The following is a 16,393-nucleotide window of genomic DNA, read 5'->3' as shown; positions in this document are numbered from 1 at the left end:
TGTCCCTCAGGCTATGGCATGGCGCGAAGACGCGGCGTAGCGTCCGGTGACATGGTGTTCGAGCTGGCGTTCGATATCGCCGAGCATCGACGAAGCGCCGAGCCGGAAGAGATCGGGCTTCAGCCAGTCGTTGCCCAGTTCCTCCTTCATCAGGATCTGCCAGGCGAGCGCATCCTTGGCGGTCTTCATGCCTCCCGCGGGCTTGAAGCCGACGCGGTGGCCGGTCCTGTCGCCGTAGTCGCGCAGCGCGCGGACCATCACGAGGCTGACGGGCAACGTTGCGTTCACGCCTTCCTTGCCGGTCGAGGTCTTTATGAAATCGGCGCCTGCCTGCATCGCGACCATCGAAGCCTTGTAAATGTTCCTCAGCGTCTTCAGGTCGCCGGTCGCGAGGATCGCCTTCATATGGGCCTGACCGCAGGCCTCACGCATCTCCGACACCTCGTCGTAAAGCGCCTGCCAGTTTCCGTCGAGGACATGGGCGCGGGTGATGACGATGTCGATCTCGTGGGCTCCGTGATCGACCGCGTAGAGGATTTCGGCGAGGCGAAGGTTGAGCGGCATCAGCCCCGCTGGGAAGCCCGTGGCGACGGAGGCGACGGGCACGCCCGTGCCTTCAAGCGCCTTGACCGCGGTGCCGACCATCGCGGGGTAGACGCAGACTGCGCCGGCATGAAGCTCCCGCAGGCCAAGGTCGGCCATGATGTGATCGGCAATCGGCTTGCGCGCCTTGGCGCAGAGCCGACGCACCCGCTCCGGCGTGTCGTCGCCCGCCAACGTCGTCAGATCCATGCAGCGGACCGCGTTGACGAGCCAGGCGGCCTGCCATTCTTTTTTCACCGTCCGGCGCGAGGTCAGCGTCGCTGCGCGACGCTCGGCTGCCGGCGTGTTCACTGCGATCTGATCGAACCAACTGGTCTCCAGGGGAACGCCGGGGTTCCGCTCTGAATTGGGAATGACGTGGACCTCTTCGGTCCCTTGGATCGACATCGGGCAATCCTGTCTCGCGGGCGCTATGGGATCATAACGCGGCACGCTAGCGAATGTCTCGCATCTCCGCAATCTACACATTTGACCAGAAAGTCAAAAAACCGTTTGTTTCCGCGATTGCTGTTGACTTGGAAGGACAAACCGGGTGCCAAGGAAGTGGGTGGCGGCGGCCTTTAGGCCGTTTGAAGGGCTGGACGGTTGGATGTCGGACGGGTCGACACGTTCCGAGAAGGTGGAGTTTGCGATCGAGCGCCTGCTCGAAACGCCCGATGGATGGCGGCCTCTCGTCCGGGACATGGTGGCGCGCTGGCCCGAGGCGCCGGCGGCGGAACTGGTCTATGTCCTTGTCAGTGCCGCGACCGAGATCGAGGCGACCTTCGCCGACGGCAGCCCGTCCCGCGCAGCCGCAGATCACGCCTGGCGCCTGGCAGCCTTGCTCGGCGTCGACTTCTACGCGATGGAGGCGGTGGGGTTGCCGCGAACGAAGGCGGCGGATCTGGCCGGCTACTGGCTGATCGACCCCTACTTTCGGAACCTCTAGTGCCGCGGCCTGCCCTTCCAGGTGCCAAGCCATGCCTTGAAACGCCCCCAGGTGCCGCGCGCCCGGTCCGCCGCGTCGTCGGCACGCTGATCGACGCTGTCCCAGGCCTCGCCGACATCCTCGATGACAGGATCGATCATGCGCTCGCGGAACTGCAGCCACATGCGGCGGATCATGAAGATGATAAGCAGCAGAACGATGAAGAAGAAGATGTTGAACCACGGGATGACCGTCACGTCAGGGCCATCCACGGGCTTGATCGCAATCGCGTTCGGGAAGGCGGAGAAATACACGATGCGCCAACCGTAATGCGTGACCGAGACCCATTGCGGGTCCGCCGCGGTCGACTTCTGGTCCTCCGCCTCGGTCTGAAGATTGGCCGTGTCGAACTTGAAGTACGGCGGCCAGGACCAGCTCGTATCCTCGTTTCTGTAGACCATCGGCTTGCCGTTGGCCTTCACGGCCTGAATGAACTGGACATCGCGGTTGATCAGCCCGCCAGACTGGTCGTCCGGGCTTGACCAGAAGATGCGTGTCCAGTCGTTCAAGTCCTGCCGTTCCTGGTAGGTGTTAACGATCCTGACGATGTCATGCTGCGGCAACGTGTAGTGCAGAAAGCCAAAGACGATCAGCGCGATCAGAGTGAGGAAAGTCCATTTTGCGTATCTCATTATCGCCTCAATAAACGTTCGTCAGATAGACGAGGACAAGCACCAGCACCGTTGGGATGACATAGACGAGCCATATGAGCTTCCGGCGCAAACTCCCTTGGTACGCGCGCATTCCCGCCTCGATATAGGCGTCCCTTGCGGCACTATCACCCCCGCCGCCGTGATTGGCGTCCCATTCCTTCTCAAGCCGCTCGCGTTCGACCGAGCGCGAATAGATCGACAGCAGTACATACATGATCGTCATCGCGATGAAGCCGAAAACGGCAAGACGGACAAAGGCGATCATCTGCGCTCCTTCCTCACGGCGCCCCATGGGCCGACGATGTCGACAATATCGTCCTCGCGCCCAGACGGCCAACCCGGCCGGGAATCTCCGGGTTCACGCATATCCGGTTCCGAGCCGAAGAGCGCTCGTCGCGCGCCCGCCTTGTCGATCTGGTATTCGCGTTCGAGGTAGTCGGCGACGAAGGCCTTCTTCGGCTCCGGCCACGACCGGTAGAGGTGGTAGAATAGCTCCTTGTGGCAGATGAAAAGCTGCCGGACGTCCAAGGGCGACAACTCCGACAGGAGCATGTTGACGAGATCCCGGTCGGCATGCGGCTTGGCGCGTAGCGTGTAGAAATAGGAGGGGTGCGACGAGGTGATGCGTGGCCAGTCGGCGCCCGTCTCGACCCAGCGCAGAAGTGCTGCGAGGCCTTGGAACTCGTCGGGAAGCCGCGCGCCCAGCGCCGCCGCCGCCTGCCGCAGCTCGCGCCGCGACCCGTGGCCGATCTCCAGCCCAAGGCCCGCCGCCGCCGTGACCACAATGAAGTCCATCTTCTGGCGCAGGATCGCCGCCGCATCCGCGCCGGGCGCATTCACGATCGGCTCCACGAGGTCGTTGATTTCAAGGAACTTGGCGATCTGGTTGCGGTCGTCCATGTCGAATACATACTTGATAGGCAACTGGCCGAGCGCCTGCTTCTGCCCGACCGAAATCGCCGCCGGGTGCTTCACGTCGCGGAAGACGTAGATGCCGCCGAAATGCGCGGTCCAGAAGTTGCCCTGGTCGAACCTTGTCGATTTCAGCTCGATCGGGTTCCGCGTCACGTCGCCGGTCCTTTCGGCCAACGTGATCATCTCGGCGATCAGCACGTCATCCCACCAGCCGTCCTCCTCGGTGCGGAACCTCTCAATCAGGCCCGACAGCTTCTGCCCTTCGGCGACATGGTTCCCGGTCGTGTCGGCGATGACAGTGATGCGGCGGATATCAAAAAGCCGCGCAGGGCTTTCGAGGTCGTAGACAGTGTTCTCAAGCTCCCCCGCCACCGCGTCGCGAGCGGTCAGCGTGAAAAGCTGCGCCTCGTTTTCCTCGATGAAGCGGGTGAGGATGCCGCGCGAAGTGGAAAACCTGGCGTTCAGTAGCGGCGCGTTCTTCTGGTCGGTCGTCAGAAGGATGAACTGCCGGTTGCAGCCATTGTGGTTGAGATAGAGATGATCGGAGAACTCGTCGCCGATCTCGGGCGAATAGCCCGAGACGTCAATATGGAAATCGGCAAGCTTGGTCTCCTTCCCCGTCAGCGCCTTCAGCGCGCGGTTGTAGCGCTCGACCAGCGCCGGGCTCTCGACATGGACGAGATTGCCGAACATCAGGCCTTTTTCGATGAGGCGTTTCATCTGATTTTCGCTTCCGCATGCGCCTGAAATCTCTTTCCAAACTGCTCAGCTGTGTTCCGCCATCTAGTGATGTTATTGAGCTGCAAGGAGTAGGGTTGCCTATTAACCGTGAGTGCACTTCCGTGCGCAATGCAGTTTCTGACTTGGTTGATCGTGTCGAGCGTGGATTTGAGAGTTCCGGCAGCTTGCTTCTGCCAACTCAATCCTTCGAAGACATCGTCTACTCCCAACCGTCTAAACAGGCTAACGATGTTACTGGGGCTAGGGTTACCCCAACGGCTCCAAGTCGCTCGGTAGTTCCTAAGTTCCGGTTCAACGAGCACGCGACCAAACGCCTTGAAAGAGCAATCCAGAAAGACTTCTTCAACAAAAGATTGCAGCGCCGATGAAAGCATCACCACACACGCGTTGTTGAGGGCAATGCCCTCGCGAGAACCATCAGCGAGTTTAACTGGGGCTCCTCGATTACCTCCGTGCAAAGTCCGACGCGCATTAATTACTTCATCAAATGCTTGAAGACTTAGGTCTGCCATCGCTCACCCCTTCCCCTCCAGATACCGCCGCTTGGCCTCCTCCATCCGGCCCATCTCGCGCACCGCATTCTCGATCGCCACCTCGTCCGACTTGTCGGCATAGCGGAATTCCGAATCCGCATAGCGGTTGATCTCCTGCACCACCATCTCGACCGTGATCGGGCGGCGCAATTCCGAGATCATCGCCTTCTTCTCGTCGTAGGCCTTAGAGAGGAACAGCTCCGGCTCCTCCATCCATTCGTCCGGCAGTTCGAAATCCATAGCGCGCACCTTCACCGCGTCGGTGATGTTCTTGATCGCCCGGCCGGTGAAACGCTCGTCCGCCTCCTGGATCGCTTTGAGATAGGTTCCGAGCTTGGCGATCGTGTCGAGTTCCCCGATCTCGCCGCGAACCTGATCAAAGACCTTTTGCAAGACATCCTCCATCGGCCGCGAATGCTTTTCGAAGCTCTCAGCCACCGCCCGCTTTATCTCCTGCGCCGCATAGAGCTCGTGCTCCCCCAGCGCGATCTGGTGGTTCTTCCCCAGCAGAAGCGCGAGGATGTCGATGTAATCCTCGCGCGTCTGGGGGCCATCGACCAGAAACCGCGCTCCCGCCCGCTGGCGCAACGCGTCGTCCACGTTTTCCGGGTAGTTCGAGAACATCCCGAACGTGCAGTTCCCCCGCACGACCGTGTTTGCCCCGGCGAACGCCTCCATCAGCACCGCCGTGATCTCCTGCTGGCCCGCCGAGGACTGCCGGTCGCCGCGCTTGCCCGCCACCTGGTCGATGTCGTCGACCGTGCCGAAGCCGATCACGGCGGGGTCCATCACGTTGTTGATGAACGCCTTGGCGTTCTGCCCCGACTTGCCCTGGTACGAATCCACATTGTCGATGGAGAGGTTGGCGAAGCGGAACGGATAGCCCGCCACCTTGCAGTAGTCGTTCAGCAGCCCCGCCATCATCTGGATCAGCGTCGTCTTTCCCGTCCCCGGCTTGCCGTCGCCCATGAAGGTGAAGATGAAACCGCCCAGCTCAGCGAAGGGGTTGAGCTTCCGCTCGAAATCATAGGCCATCAGCATCTTGGCAAGCCGCATCGCTTGGTACTTGGCGATGTGGTTGCCCACGACCTCGTGCGGCTTCTTGAACGTCATGACCAGCGCCGAGCCGCGCGCCTTCCGCGCAGGCTCGAAGCCCGAAATCGGGAAGTCGTCTGCCTCGACCCGGTAATTGGCGCCGGTAAAGGCCTCGAGGCGCGATGCGGAATCCGCGCGCAGCCGCACCTTCTCCATCAACTGCTCGGCATATGCGAGAACCGTCGCCACCAGCTTCGGCTCCTCGGTCGCGAACAAGGCGACGTCCTGATCCAGCTCCCAAAGTGCGCCATGCAATGCAAGCTGTGCATTGTCCGTCAGCACCTCCTCGACCGAGCCGATCTCGACTGTCTCTTCGGTCGCGTGCGCCGCCAAAAGAAACGCCGTCGCATTGGCGAAGACCGACAGGACTGCCAGCGCCTCCGCCGCCAGCAGTTCGGAAAACTCGTTCTTCCGCCCGGCCGGCAACCGGTTCTCGAGATTCGCCTTTTTCAGTTCCGTAAGCCCGGTCTGGTCGGAAAACGCCTCGCCCATTGCCAGAGCGATCGCCAGCGCCCGCCGCAGCGCCTGCAACACGGTGGCCTCGACCGGCGCGACGATCGGGTCGTCGCCGCCGATCCCCTCAATCCGCTCGATGAGCCGTACACCCTCCGCCCGCGCCGTCGACCGGGTCACAAGTCCAGGTGTCGTCGAGCGGAAGCGCGGGCGCGCCCCGATTCCGGGCGATCGCTCGCGCGGCTGATCCACGACTTGCGCCTTGGCGAGCCGCGGCGCGTGATCGAGGCCGTCCAGCATCGAAGCCGCCGCCGCATAGTGCGCCCGGATCTCGTCTTCCTTCAGCTCCATCTCGTTGCGCGGCGCCGTCATTCATTTCCCTCACACATCTTCTTCATTGCCGACATACCTCTGGGGGTCCGGGGGCAGGCAGCCCGCGGGGCGGCATCAGCCGTAGACAAGCACCCGGCCCTCTTTTCCGACCACGAATTTACGCACGTCCCGGAACCCGGCCGGATCCATTTCCGCGAGCACCTGGAACGGACGCTGCGGCAGGATCAGCGACCGTGTGATCCGCGTGGCGCCGGTCTCCGCCCCGCGCCCTGAGAACGGGTCGAGCTTGAAGACCTCGCGCTCGACGCTCGAGAACCAGCCTTTCTCGACTTCGACCCGTTCGCTCAGCAGTTCCTCGATCGTCCAGGCAAGCGCCCAGTCCTCCCCCACGGGTGACCGCGCCTCCTCCAGAACCTCGCGGATCGGCCCGGTCTGAAGTGTGAAGGCCGAGGAATACATCGGCCCGAGGTGCAGCCGCCTCAGCCGCTTCGGATGAAGGTCGTCGAAATCGGTGTCGAAGCCCTTTGCGATTGTCAGAAGCTTCAGCCCGCCCACCGACTGCGCCATCAGATGCGCCTGCGCTTCGGGCCAGCGGCGCTCGTCCAAGGGCAGCGCCTTGCGCCCCGAATCCACGACCTCCATCAGGTAGACGACGGGGACGTTCAATTGGCTGTCATAGACCGCCCAGTGCACGAGGTAGCCCTTTCGCCCGCCCGACACGTCGGCGATGAACTGCGCCTGCGGATGCATCTGGGCGAAGTACATGCCGCCTTTCAGCAATGCCTCGTAATACAGCCGCTGCGACATTGCATATTGCAGGCGCGTCGGCACCACTCGTTCGCCCACGATCTGGCGCACCATCTCGTCCTTGAGCCGCAGCGCATCGGGCATGCCGTCCAGGTGCTTTCCCGCCTGCGCGGCGTCATTCGCCATCGTCACGATCTCCTGGAAGATCGGGAATCCGCTGTCGTGCAGGTCGATCGTGAGATGCTTCTGCCCGATCCCGTCGATCCGGCCAGAGACGAGGTATTTCAGGCTCAGCGCCTTGAACGTGCCCGAAATCGCCCGGACGTAGCCCTCCAGCACCGCGCTGTCCATGGCCGAGAAGGAGCGGTCCTTCTCCATTTCCTCGGCGACGCCCGTCAGAAGCCGGGTGATCCGCTCGAACTTCGCGAAGTAGCGCCGCGCGGCGAGGTCGTCGTCGAGCGACTTGTGGTCGGTGGTCAGGTCCAGTTCGGGCACTTAGCCACCGTAGAGGTTCTTGTCGTGCTTCTCGACGATCTCGGCGAAGCGCCGCGCGAAACGCTCGTCGGCCTTGGCCTTCTGCTCCAGCACCTTGCGGGCGAAGACCATCTGGTCCTCATGCGCCTCGAGCATCTCGGCCATCCGGGTGTTCGTCGCCGACCCGATCCCGGCCATCGCCGCCTGCGCCTCCTGGTCGGTCTTAACCCCGATCTCGTTGATCTTGTGCGCCACATCCTGTTGCTGCGCGGTCTTCAAGGACTTGGTCAGCGCGTCGTAGAGCACGACCCGCTGCTTCGTATCCGTCTGCAGCTTGTTGATCAGCACCATCTGCGTCGCCGCCTGGTTCTGAAGCGAGTCGACCCAGGTCTTGCCCTTCTCGATATAGCGCTCCAGCGTCTGGGACTTGGCGAGCTTCACCTGCTCGTCCTGCACCATGGCGTTGTATTGCTTGTTGAGCTCGGCGAGCTCGCTTTCCAGCTTCGTCCGCGCAGCGGCGTCCTGCTCCATCGAGATCCGGTTTTCGAGCTCGATGATCTTCGGGTCCATCGCCTGGATGTCGGCGCGAAGCGTCTCGAGCTCGCCCACCGTAACCTCGCGCTCGCCGAGCGTCTCGGTGAGGTTCCCTTCGACCTTGTTCTTGTGCTCGTTCAGCACGTTAAGTTGGCTTTCCAGCAGCTTCACGATCACGTCGGACTTACCGATCAGGTCCTGAAGCTTGTCGTCGATGGAGGCGCCGCGCAGGCGCTCCTGCCGCATCGCCTCGGACTTGCCGGCGGCGAAGATGCCGACGAAGCTCTCCCAGCCGGTCTTCGACCGCATCTCGTCGAAATCCTTGGAGAAGCCCGCCGTTACGTCGTCGAGCCCCATGATTAGCTCGGCGATATTCGCATTCATGATCTCGGCATGCTTGTGGACGTCGTCGAGTGTCGCATTCTCGATGTCGATCGACACGTCGTCGCCCGCTTTGAGCTTCTGGCGCGCCGTTTCAATCCGGCTCGTCAGCTCGGAAATCTTCGACTGCGCCTCGGAAACCTGCTTTTGGCTTTCCAGAATCTGGGCATCGAAATCGGACATGGGCTCTCCCCGATGTTAATCACATTTACAATGATAGGGACGCTGCTTTCGCTTTTCATCCCTCTCGCTCGAGAATTTCTTAGCCCAAAAGCAGCGCACCCGTCACCTGCATTCCGGTCGTTTTGCCGTTGCGGCCCCGCTGCCGGGACGATTAGCCTTGGCGCATGCAAGCCGATATCGAGAACCGCATTCAGAGCGAAATCGCTGCCCGGCGTGACGATCTGATCTCACTGACGCAGGACCTGATCCGCATCCCGACGCTCAATCCGCCGGGCCGGAACTATCACGAGATCTGCGTCTACCTCGCCGAACGACTCGGGCGGGCTGGCTTCAAGGTCGATCTGATCCGCGCGGAGGGTGCACTCGGAGACAGCATCGCACATCCGCGCTGGAACCTCGTCGCGCGGGCCGTTGGGACCGGCGCGGGCGACTGCGTCCATTTCAATTCGCACCACGATGTGGTCGCCGTCGGCCACGGCTGGACGCGCGACCCATTCGGCGCCAAGATCGAGGACGGCCGAATCTACGGCCGCGGCGCCTGTGACATGAAGGGCGGTCTTGCGGCCTCGGTCATTGCCGCCGAGGCGTTCATGGCCGCCTGCCCCGATTACCGCGGAGCCATCGAGATTTCCGCCACCGCGGACGAGGAATCGGGCGGCTTCGGCGGCGTCGCTTACCTCGCCGAAAAGGGCTGGTTCGATCCCGAGCGCGTCCAGCACGTGATCATCCCAGAGCCGCTGCACAAGGACCGCATCTGCCTGGGCCACCGGGGCGTCTGGTGGGCCGAGATCGAGACCAAGGGCCGGATCGCCCATGGCTCGATGCCCTTCCTCGGGGACTGCGCGGTCCGCCACATGGGCGCGGTCCTGGCCGAGATGGAGGCGACGCTGTTTCCGCTTCTCGCCACCAAGCGCACCGACATGCCGGTCATCCCCGAAGGCGCAAAGCAATCGACGCTTAACGTCAACGCGATTCACGGCGGCGAGAGCGAGCAGGACGAGGACTATACCGGCCTCCCGGCGCCTTGCGTCCCCGACCGCTGCCGGATCACGATCGACCGGCGGTTCCTGATCGAGGAGGATCTCGCCGAGGTGAAGCGCGAAATGAGCGCGATGCTCGAACGCGTCAAGGCGGCGCGACCGACCTTCGATTACGAGGTCCGCGACCTTTTCGAGGTCCAGCCCACGATGACCGAAAAGGAAGCGCCGATCGTGAAGTCAACCGCCGCCGCGATCGAAAAGGTGCTCGGGCGCGAGGCAGCTTTCGTTGTCTCGCCCGGCACTTACGATCAGAAACATATCGACCGAATCGGACGGCTGAAGAACTGCATTGCCTACGGACCGGGCGTCCTCGACCTCGCCCATCAGCCCGACGAGTGGGTCGGTATCGGGGACATGGAGGACAGCGCGAAGGTGATGGCGCTCGTTCTTGCCGAACTCCTCGCGCCCTGACTTCTGCATAGCCCAACTACCACGGGTGTGGGGGCGACAGCCGCATTAATCGGTATCAGGGCGAAACCGCGACATTGTCTATGAGCCGAACGCCGCCGAGCCAAGCCGCCGCCAGAAGCCGCGCGGGGCGCTCGGGCCGGTCGAGCGGCGTCAGACGTTCCGCGTCGCGCAGTTCGAGATATTCGATCGCGCGGAAGCCGGCGGCCAGGACGGCCTCGCGCGCCGATTGCAGCGCGGCGGGCACCTGCCCCCCGCTCCGGATTGCTTTGGCGGCAGCTTCCATGGCACGGTGAAGGGCAGGTGCTATTGCTCGCTCCTCCATAGAAAGCCGCAAATTTCGCGACGACATGGCAAGGCCGTCGGCTTCTCGCAGGATCGGGCAGCCCACGATCTCGACCGGGATGTTCAGGTCGCGCACGAGCCGCCGGACGATCTGCAACTGCTGCCAGTCCTTCTCGCCGAAATAGGCGGCATCCGCCCCGGTCATCAGCAAGAGCTTTGTCACTACCGTCGCCACGCCGTCGAAATGGCCCGGACGGAACGTGCCCTCAAGATCGGCCGTCAGGTCGGCCACGCTGACCGCAGTGGCAAAACCCTCGGGATAGACCGCCTCGGGCGGCGGCGCGAACAGAAGGTCGGCGCCTGCGGCGGACAGAAGATCCGCGTCGCCCGCCTCGTCGCGCGGGTACTTGTCCAGGTCTTCGGGGTTGTTGAACTGCTTGGGATTGACGAAGATCGTGGCGATCACCCGGTCCGCGCGGGCCCGCGCGGCATCGATCAGGCTCGTGTGGCCCGCATGCAGTGCGCCCATCGTCGGGACGACGCCGACGCCCGCGCCCGCCGCCTTCCAGCCTGCGACGACCTCGCGCAGGCTTTCCACCTCGCGAACCGTCTTCATTTCGCCTTGGAATCGTCGCCGAAGACATGCTCGGTCGCCGGAAAGCGACGCAGGCGCACTTCGGCGGCATAGGTGGCAATGGCGCGCTCGGCCGTCTCGGAGAGTTCCGCGTAGCGCTTGACAAACTTGGGGCGGAAATCTGCGAATAGCCCCAGCATGTCGTCGACCACCAGCACCTGCCCATCGCAATCGGCCGAGGCGCCGATGCCGATCGTGGGCACGTCGACCGCCTTCGTGATCGCGCGCGCGAGCGTATCGGGAACTTTTTCGAGCACAATCGAGAACGCGCCCGCCTCGGCCACTGAAATGGCATCGGCGCGCACCCTGTCGCCGTCCTCGCCGCGCCCCTGAACCTTGTAACCTCCGAGCGTGTTGACCGATTGCGGCGTCAGACCGACATGACCCATGACCGGGATGCCGCGCTCGGTCAGGAAGGCGATGGTCTCGGCCATATGCGTGCCGCCCTCCAGCTTGACCGCGCCCGCCCCGGTCTCCGCCATCAGCCGGGCGGCGTTGCGGAACGCCTGGTCGGGGCTCTCCTCAAACGACCCGAAGGGCATGTCGATGACCATCATCGCCCGCTTCAGCCCTCGCGCTACGGCCTGGCCGTGCAGGATCATCATCTCCATAGTCACGCCAAGCGTCGTCGGAAGACCGTGCAGCACCATGCCGACGCTGTCGCCGACAAGTGCCATTTCGCAATGCTGATCGACGAGCTTCGCGATGGGGGTCGTGTAGGCGGTCAGCATGACGATCGGCGTGCCGCCCTTCGCCGCCCGGATATCACCCGGCACCAGCCGCTTCGCCCCGCCCGTCGCGCTCATATCCGCCGTCCCTCATGCAGATGCAGAGCGACTATAGCTGCGGCGCAGCATCCTTTCCACCCTTCTCTCCCGATCTCCGCTGGCGCTTGATCGGCGCGCGAAACCGGCCAAAGATACCGCATTCGACTAACTTCCGCGCGAAGCGGCATGAAGGAGGGGCGCCATGCTCGACCATCTGAAAAGGAGCGCCGCGGCGCTCGCGCTCACAGCCGGCATGGCTTTCGCCGCCGAGGACACGATCACGCTCGGCATGGCGCTCGAACCGCCGGGGCTCGACCCGACCGCGGGCGCCGCGGCCGCGATCGACGAGGTGGTGTACGCCAACATATTCGAGGGGCTGACGCGGTTCGGCCCGGACGGCGCGGTCCGCCCGGCGCTCGCGACAAGCTGGGACATCGAGGAGGACGGCAAGATCTATGTCTTCCACTTGCAGGACGGCGTGACCTTTCACGACGGAACCGCGATGGACGGCGAGGACGTGAAGTTCTCGCTCGACCGGGCGCGGGCCGAAGACAGCGCGAACGCGCAGAAGGCGCTCTTCGCCGGGATCGAGGCGGTCGAGGTCGTGGATCCTCTGACTGTGAAGGTGACGCTCTCCTCCGCCGACGGCAGCTTCCCCTTCAATATGGCCTGGGGCGACGCGGTCATCGTCGCGCCCGAGTCGATCGACGGCGCCGCGACCAATCCCGTCGGCACCGGGCCGTTCAGGTTTTCGAGTTGGACCCAAGGCGACCGGGTGGAGATCGAACGCAATCCCGACTACTGGGGCGAGCCGGTCGCGCTCTCCAAGGCCACATTTCGCTTCATCTCCGATCCGACCGCCGCCTTCGCCGCGATGATGGCCGAGGATGTCGACGCCTTCCCGAACTTCCCCGCTCCCGAGACCCTGGCACAGCTCGCCGCCGACCCTCGCTTCAAGGTCATCGTCGGCTCGACCGAGGGCGAGACGATCCTGGCGATGAACAACAAGCAGCCGCCCTTGGACGACGTGCGCGTACGCGAGGCGATCGCGCACGCGATCAATCGTCAGGACATAATCGACGGTGCGATGTTTGGCTACGGCACGCCGATCGGCACCCATTTCGCGCCGCACAATCCCGACTATGTCGATCTGATCGGGCTTTCCGACTACGATCCCGAACGATCGAAAGAACTTCTCGAAGAAGCCGGTGTTAGCGACCTGAAGCTGCGACTTGCCCTACCGCCGCCCACCTATGCACGGCGCGGCGGAGAGATCATCGCGGCACAGCTTGCCACGGTTGGCATCGCAACCGAGATTACTAATGTCGAATGGGCGCAGTGGCTGGAGCAGGTCTTCAAGGGCAAGGATTTCGACCTCACCATCGTCAGCCATACCGAGCCTGCCGACATCAACATTTACGCCCGGCCCGATTACTACTTCCAGTACGCCAAGCAGGACTTCGTGGCCTTGATGGACAAGCTTACGGTGACAACGGATGCCGCCGAACGCTCCGCGATCCTCAAGGACGCGCAAGAGATGATTGCGAACGATTATGTCAATGGCTTCCTGTTCCAGCTTGCCAAGACGGGCGTGGCGAATGCAAGAATCGAGGGACTATGGGAAAATTCGCCCACCCAGGCCAACGACCTGACAGCCGTGCGTTGGGTCGACTAGGCGGGCAGTCGCAGATGACCGGCGCACTCGACCAATGAGCGGGGACGACGACGCAGGCGCTGCGCCTTCGGATGATCTGAAATACACCCGACGCAGGCAGGTCGACAGCCACCCAAAAGCGCTGCTCGATGCGCGCCACACAGCGGGCGGCGTTCTCCTCCCGAACCGGCTGGCGCTGCTCGATCGGATGCCCAAGGATGCGGTGGTGGCCGAGATCGGCGTCGCGGGCGGAGAGTTCACGGCCGAGATCCTCGACCGAACCGCCCCGTCCCGGCTGCACCTGATCGACGCATGGGACACCGAGCGCTACGCCACGTGCGAGGCGGAGGTGCGCGCACGTTTCGCGGGCGAGATCGCACGCGGGCAGGTCCGGCTCGACAAGGGCAGGTCGACTGACATGCTCGCCACCTTCGATCCGGTCTATTTCGACTGGGTCTATCTCGACACCAGCCATACATTTGCGATGACCGCAGAGGAACTCTCGCTGTGCGACCGCGTCGTCAGGCCCGGCGGATTCATCGCCGGACACGACTTCTGCACCGGCAATGTCGTGACACCGGTCGTCTATGGCGTGATCCCGGCCGTCAACGAGTTCTGCCTTTCACACGGATGGCGTTACGACAGCGTGACGCTCGAAAGCCACGGGCATTTCTCGTTCTGTATACGCCGTCTGTGAGGCGCCGTCAGCACCGGTCCGAGACAAATCCGCGAGGGCTGGCTGATTGGCGCACGGCACTGTAATCCGGTGCCGCACCCGATTGGTTCACGGAGACGACATGTCCACCTTCCTCCACCTGTCCCCCGACGCCGCAGAGGCCGAACGCGACCGGCCCTCCCCCGACAAGGTGATCTCCGGCGATCCGCGCTTCACGACCTGGAACCTGGAGGAGCGCGACGGCCTCTACTGCGGCATCTGGGAGGCGACGCCCGGCAAGTGGCGCATCGCGTACGAGGAATGGGAATACTGCCGTATCCTTTCGGGCCGCTCGGTCATCACCGACGCCGAAGGGGTGGAACATGCGCTCCGCCCCGGCGACAGTTTCATTCTCCGACCCGGCTTCACTGGCACATGGGAGGTAATCGAGACGACGCGCAAGGACTACGTCATTCGCCTCTGATGTCGCCGGTCAATTGATCTGGGTGAAAATATCAGACGCCTCCGCCGTGGCCACGGACTGGCGCTGATAGAATTCCTCGGCTTCAAGCGACCCTTCAGGCACTAGGTAGCCGTTCTCGAGTTCGACGAAAGCCCCTTCGATGGCAAGCGACTCTTCAGGCGTGCGCACGACGACCGGCGTGCCCATGGGTGCACGCTGATAGAGGTCGAGCGCATCCTGGTTGAAGAGCCGGATGCAGCCCGCCGAAGTCCTACGCCCGATCGTCTGGGACGCATTAGTGCCGTGGATACGGTACTTCGTGTCTCTCCCGCCCCGGTAAAGATAGAGCGCTCGGGCACCCAAGGGGTTGTCGAGACCACCCTCGAGCCCGTCGGCGAACTGGGCGTAGTGTTCGGGCTCGGTCCGGATCATGTTGGCGGTGGGCCGCCAGAATGGCCACTCTTCCTTGCGCTTGATGACGGCATTGCCGCGGAAGCCGCGGCCCTCGCGCCCGACGGCGATGCCGTAACGGATCGCCGTTCCGCCCTCCTCGACATAGTAGAGCCAACGCGCCCAAGGATCGACGACGATCGTGCCGGGTCCTTCGGCGCCCGTCCAGGCAACGCGGATCCGGCGGTTGTGTTCGTTCGTATAGCCCGGGTGGACTTCGGGGATCAGGATGTCGCCATCCTGAACGGCCTCATATCCTCGCAACGGTTCGGCGGCAACCGGCGCGCGTGTGACCTCGGGCTGCCCGCCGCAGGCGGCGATAAGCAGGATGACAGGCAGAATGGTTGCCGAGCGGATGCGGCTGAGGGCGCGCAGCGAAACGGGCATGGCAGCTTCGATCCTCAAGTTTCATGCGGGTTTTGGCACATGACCCCCGCGATGCACAACCCGTCAACCCCCTGTTGACCCCAGCCCATGAAAAACCCCCGCACGGGGCGCGGGTGTCACACGGACGTGATCGAGGGGCGTTCAGTCGGCGAGAGACAGGATGTCGCCCGGCATCCGCAATGGGGTCTCGTCTTGGTCTAAGGAGTTCGAAGCTTCCCGGACTCGTCTGTAAGGCCCGATAGGCCCAAGCCGATCAAGTCTCGGCACTGGCCGAGTCGAGTATCTATCTTGCAGCAAGCAATCCCTGGTGCGTCTTTCCTTCCCCTTGTCGCCCCACTGGCCGAGAGCGTTCCAAGTTTGCTACGCGACCAGGCTAGCGGGCGGAGTCAGTTTCGTGAAACCCGCCGAATAGCCCCCGGCGGGCTCAGGCCCCGATCCCGCGCCGCGTTTCGGCGATCGCGACCGCCAACTCCGCCCGGGCAGTGCAGAAGCCACCGGGCAGCGCCGCTACCACTGCCTCGGCCCAGTCGACATAGGTCCGGCAGCGCTCGAAATCCCAGTCTACGGGCCGCGACCGATTCACGGAGCGGATGTTTGAAGTCTTGTCGCCGAGTTTAACGAGCGCCGCGCGCCCCGACTTCCGAGGTGCAGTCACGATCTGAAGCTCCTTGCGCCGGGCCTTCGGCAGGGACTTGTCATCCGTAACCTCGGCCACGACCCCCGCGATGTCTGCGCCGAACGCGTGGTGGATGTCGGCAGGCTCAACGCCGTCGCAATCCTCGACCGTGTCGTGCAGCCAAGCCGCCGCGATGGCCGCGCTGTCGCCCCCGTGCCGGCGCACGAAGGACGCGACCTCTTCGAGGTGGACGACATAGGGTTCCATAGCTGCGCCCTTGCGCGTCTGGCCGGAATGGGCGTTGCGCGCGAACTCCTCCGCGCGCGTGATGATATCGGACATGATCCGTCTCCTGGTTGGGGATGCGTGGGCCGGACTCCGGCGCGGAAGCGCGGAGGGCCGGCTAACGCTTAATATGAACG

17 protein-coding genes are annotated in these 16,393 nt (G+C 63.5%); 5 read left to right on the top strand and 12 right to left on the bottom strand.

Annotated features, from left to right (window positions below):
• Window positions 1-6 precede the first annotated feature (6 nt).
• Entirely contained in the window at window positions 7-990 is a 984-nt protein-coding gene (gene deoC / locus DEA8626_RS17540) for a deoxyribose-phosphate aldolase (RefSeq protein ID WP_108854499.1), read from the bottom strand.
• 145 nt (window positions 991-1,135) lie between these two features.
• Between deoC and DEA8626_RS17535 the strand changes: the two genes are divergently transcribed.
• On the top strand, window positions 1,136-1,531 hold the full coding sequence (locus DEA8626_RS17535) for a hypothetical protein (RefSeq protein ID WP_219929217.1): 396 nt from the start codon (window positions 1,136-1,138) through the stop codon (window positions 1,529-1,531).
• Here the strand turns inward: DEA8626_RS17535 and DEA8626_RS17530 are convergent.
• The 7 genes from DEA8626_RS17530 to DEA8626_RS17505 all read right to left on the bottom strand — a co-directional run bounded on the left by DEA8626_RS17530 (window position 1,528) and on the right by DEA8626_RS17505 (window position 8,612).
• The gene (locus DEA8626_RS17530; protein ID WP_108854497.1) at window positions 1,528-2,202 is read right to left on the bottom strand and encodes a DUF1523 family protein; all 675 of its coding nucleotides are present in this window, start codon (window positions 2,200-2,202) and stop codon (window positions 1,528-1,530) included. The two genes, DEA8626_RS17535 and DEA8626_RS17530, sit on opposite strands and share 4 nt — an antisense overlap.
• A gap of 7 nt (window positions 2,203-2,209) precedes the next feature.
• A complete protein-coding gene (locus tag DEA8626_RS17525; protein ID WP_108854496.1) occupies window positions 2,210-2,488 on the bottom strand; it encodes a hypothetical protein in 279 nt (92 codons plus the stop codon).
• Complete coding sequence (locus DEA8626_RS17520) at window positions 2,485-3,858, bottom strand: DUF6638 family protein (RefSeq protein WP_108854495.1); 1,374 nt, start codon at window positions 3,856-3,858, stop codon at window positions 2,485-2,487. The genes DEA8626_RS17525 and DEA8626_RS17520 overlap by 4 nt, the downstream gene beginning before the upstream one ends.
• Window positions 3,855-4,391, bottom strand: a complete 537-nt coding sequence (locus DEA8626_RS20910; protein WP_146188901.1) for a hypothetical protein — start codon at window positions 4,389-4,391, stop codon at window positions 3,855-3,857. The genes DEA8626_RS17520 and DEA8626_RS20910 overlap by 4 nt, the downstream gene beginning before the upstream one ends.
• Before the next feature lie 3 nt (window positions 4,392-4,394).
• Window positions 4,395-6,332 carry an AAA family ATPase gene (locus DEA8626_RS17515; protein ID WP_108854494.1) on the bottom strand — a complete coding sequence of 646 codons (1,938 nt, stop codon included), beginning with the start codon at window positions 6,330-6,332 and terminating at the stop codon, window positions 4,395-4,397.
• 75 nt (window positions 6,333-6,407) lie between these two features.
• Entirely contained in the window at window positions 6,408-7,535 is a 1,128-nt protein-coding gene (locus DEA8626_RS17510; protein WP_181366505.1) for a hypothetical protein, read from the bottom strand.
• Window positions 7,536-8,612: a coiled-coil domain-containing protein gene (locus DEA8626_RS17505; protein ID WP_108854493.1), complete on the bottom strand. Its 1,077-nt coding sequence runs from the start codon at window positions 8,610-8,612 to the stop codon at window positions 7,536-7,538.
• A gap of 164 nt (window positions 8,613-8,776) precedes the next feature.
• Between DEA8626_RS17505 and DEA8626_RS17500 the strand changes: the two genes are divergently transcribed.
• Window positions 8,777-10,063 (top strand): acetylornithine deacetylase/succinyl-diaminopimelate desuccinylase family protein, encoded by a 1,287-nt coding sequence (locus tag DEA8626_RS17500; RefSeq protein ID WP_108854492.1) that lies wholly within the window; start codon window positions 8,777-8,779, stop codon window positions 10,061-10,063.
• A 55-nt stretch (window positions 10,064-10,118) separates the two neighbouring features.
• On the opposite strand, the gene panC is transcribed toward DEA8626_RS17500, so the two are convergent.
• The gene (gene panC, locus DEA8626_RS17495) at window positions 10,119-10,961 is read right to left on the bottom strand and encodes a pantoate--beta-alanine ligase (protein ID WP_108854491.1); all 843 of its coding nucleotides are present in this window, start codon (window positions 10,959-10,961) and stop codon (window positions 10,119-10,121) included.
• A complete protein-coding gene (panB, locus tag DEA8626_RS17490) occupies window positions 10,958-11,785 on the bottom strand; it encodes a 3-methyl-2-oxobutanoate hydroxymethyltransferase (protein WP_108854490.1) in 828 nt (275 codons plus the stop codon). Before panB ends, panC begins: the two co-directional genes overlap by 4 nt.
• Before the next feature lie 163 nt (window positions 11,786-11,948).
• Between panB and DEA8626_RS17485 the strand changes: the two genes are divergently transcribed.
• From DEA8626_RS17485 to DEA8626_RS17475, 3 genes are all read left to right on the top strand, one after another.
• Window positions 11,949-13,421: an ABC transporter substrate-binding protein gene (locus tag DEA8626_RS17485; protein ID WP_108854489.1), complete on the top strand. Its 1,473-nt coding sequence runs from the start codon at window positions 11,949-11,951 to the stop codon at window positions 13,419-13,421.
• A gap of 34 nt (window positions 13,422-13,455) precedes the next feature.
• Window positions 13,456-14,097: a class I SAM-dependent methyltransferase gene (locus tag DEA8626_RS17480; protein WP_108854488.1), complete on the top strand. Its 642-nt coding sequence runs from the start codon at window positions 13,456-13,458 to the stop codon at window positions 14,095-14,097.
• A 100-nt stretch (window positions 14,098-14,197) separates the two neighbouring features.
• A complete protein-coding gene (locus DEA8626_RS17475; RefSeq protein ID WP_108854487.1) occupies window positions 14,198-14,539 on the top strand; it encodes a cupin domain-containing protein in 342 nt (113 codons plus the stop codon).
• A 9-nt stretch (window positions 14,540-14,548) separates the two neighbouring features.
• Here the strand turns inward: DEA8626_RS17475 and DEA8626_RS17470 are convergent, their stop codons facing one another.
• Both DEA8626_RS17470 and DEA8626_RS17465 read right to left on the bottom strand, forming a co-directional pair.
• Window positions 14,549-15,355, bottom strand: coding sequence for a L,D-transpeptidase (locus DEA8626_RS17470; protein WP_108854486.1), 807 nt, complete (start codon window positions 15,353-15,355; stop codon window positions 14,549-14,551).
• 424 nt (window positions 15,356-15,779) lie between these two features.
• Window positions 15,780-16,313: an HD domain-containing protein gene (locus DEA8626_RS17465; protein WP_108854485.1), complete on the bottom strand. Its 534-nt coding sequence runs from the start codon at window positions 16,311-16,313 to the stop codon at window positions 15,780-15,782.
• Window positions 16,314-16,393 lie beyond the last annotated feature (80 nt).

The sequence above is a fragment of the Defluviimonas aquaemixtae genome (assembly GCF_900302475.1).
Classification (GTDB): Bacteria; Pseudomonadota; Alphaproteobacteria; order Rhodobacterales; family Rhodobacteraceae; genus Albidovulum; species Albidovulum aquaemixtae.
This window is presented reverse-complemented; position numbering and strand designations above follow the sequence as displayed.

Coding starts and splice junctions, on each gene's coding strand:
- DEA8626_RS17505 (WP_108854493.1), bottom strand. CDS start 8,612: ATGTCCGATTTCGATGCCCAGATTCTGGAAAGCCAAAAGCAGGTTTCC.
- DEA8626_RS17465 (WP_108854485.1), bottom strand. CDS start 16,313: ATGTCCGATATCATCACGCGCGCGGAGGAGTTCGCGCGCAACGCCCAT.
- panC (WP_108854491.1), bottom strand. CDS start 10,961: ATGAAGACGGTTCGCGAGGTGGAAAGCCTGCGCGAGGTCGTCGCAGGC.
- DEA8626_RS20910 (WP_146188901.1), bottom strand. CDS start 4,391: ATGGCAGACCTAAGTCTTCAAGCATTTGATGAAGTAATTAATGCGCGT.
- DEA8626_RS17480 (WP_108854488.1), top strand. CDS start 13,456: ATGAGCGGGGACGACGACGCAGGCGCTGCGCCTTCGGATGATCTGAAA.
- DEA8626_RS17475 (WP_108854487.1), top strand. CDS start 14,198: ATGTCCACCTTCCTCCACCTGTCCCCCGACGCCGCAGAGGCCGAACGC.
- DEA8626_RS17520 (WP_108854495.1), bottom strand. CDS start 3,858: ATGAAACGCCTCATCGAAAAAGGCCTGATGTTCGGCAATCTCGTCCAT.
- DEA8626_RS17525 (WP_108854496.1), bottom strand. CDS start 2,488: ATGATCGCCTTTGTCCGTCTTGCCGTTTTCGGCTTCATCGCGATGACG.
- panB (WP_108854490.1), bottom strand. CDS start 11,785: ATGAGCGCGACGGGCGGGGCGAAGCGGCTGGTGCCGGGTGATATCCGG.
- DEA8626_RS17485 (WP_108854489.1), top strand. CDS start 11,949: ATGCTCGACCATCTGAAAAGGAGCGCCGCGGCGCTCGCGCTCACAGCC.
- DEA8626_RS17470 (WP_108854486.1), bottom strand. CDS start 15,355: ATGCCCGTTTCGCTGCGCGCCCTCAGCCGCATCCGCTCGGCAACCATT.
- DEA8626_RS17500 (WP_108854492.1), top strand. CDS start 8,777: ATGCAAGCCGATATCGAGAACCGCATTCAGAGCGAAATCGCTGCCCGG.
- deoC (WP_108854499.1), bottom strand. CDS start 990: ATGTCGATCCAAGGGACCGAAGAGGTCCACGTCATTCCCAATTCAGAG.
- DEA8626_RS17530 (WP_108854497.1), bottom strand. CDS start 2,202: ATGAGATACGCAAAATGGACTTTCCTCACTCTGATCGCGCTGATCGTC.
- DEA8626_RS17515 (WP_108854494.1), bottom strand. CDS start 6,332: ATGACGGCGCCGCGCAACGAGATGGAGCTGAAGGAAGACGAGATCCGG.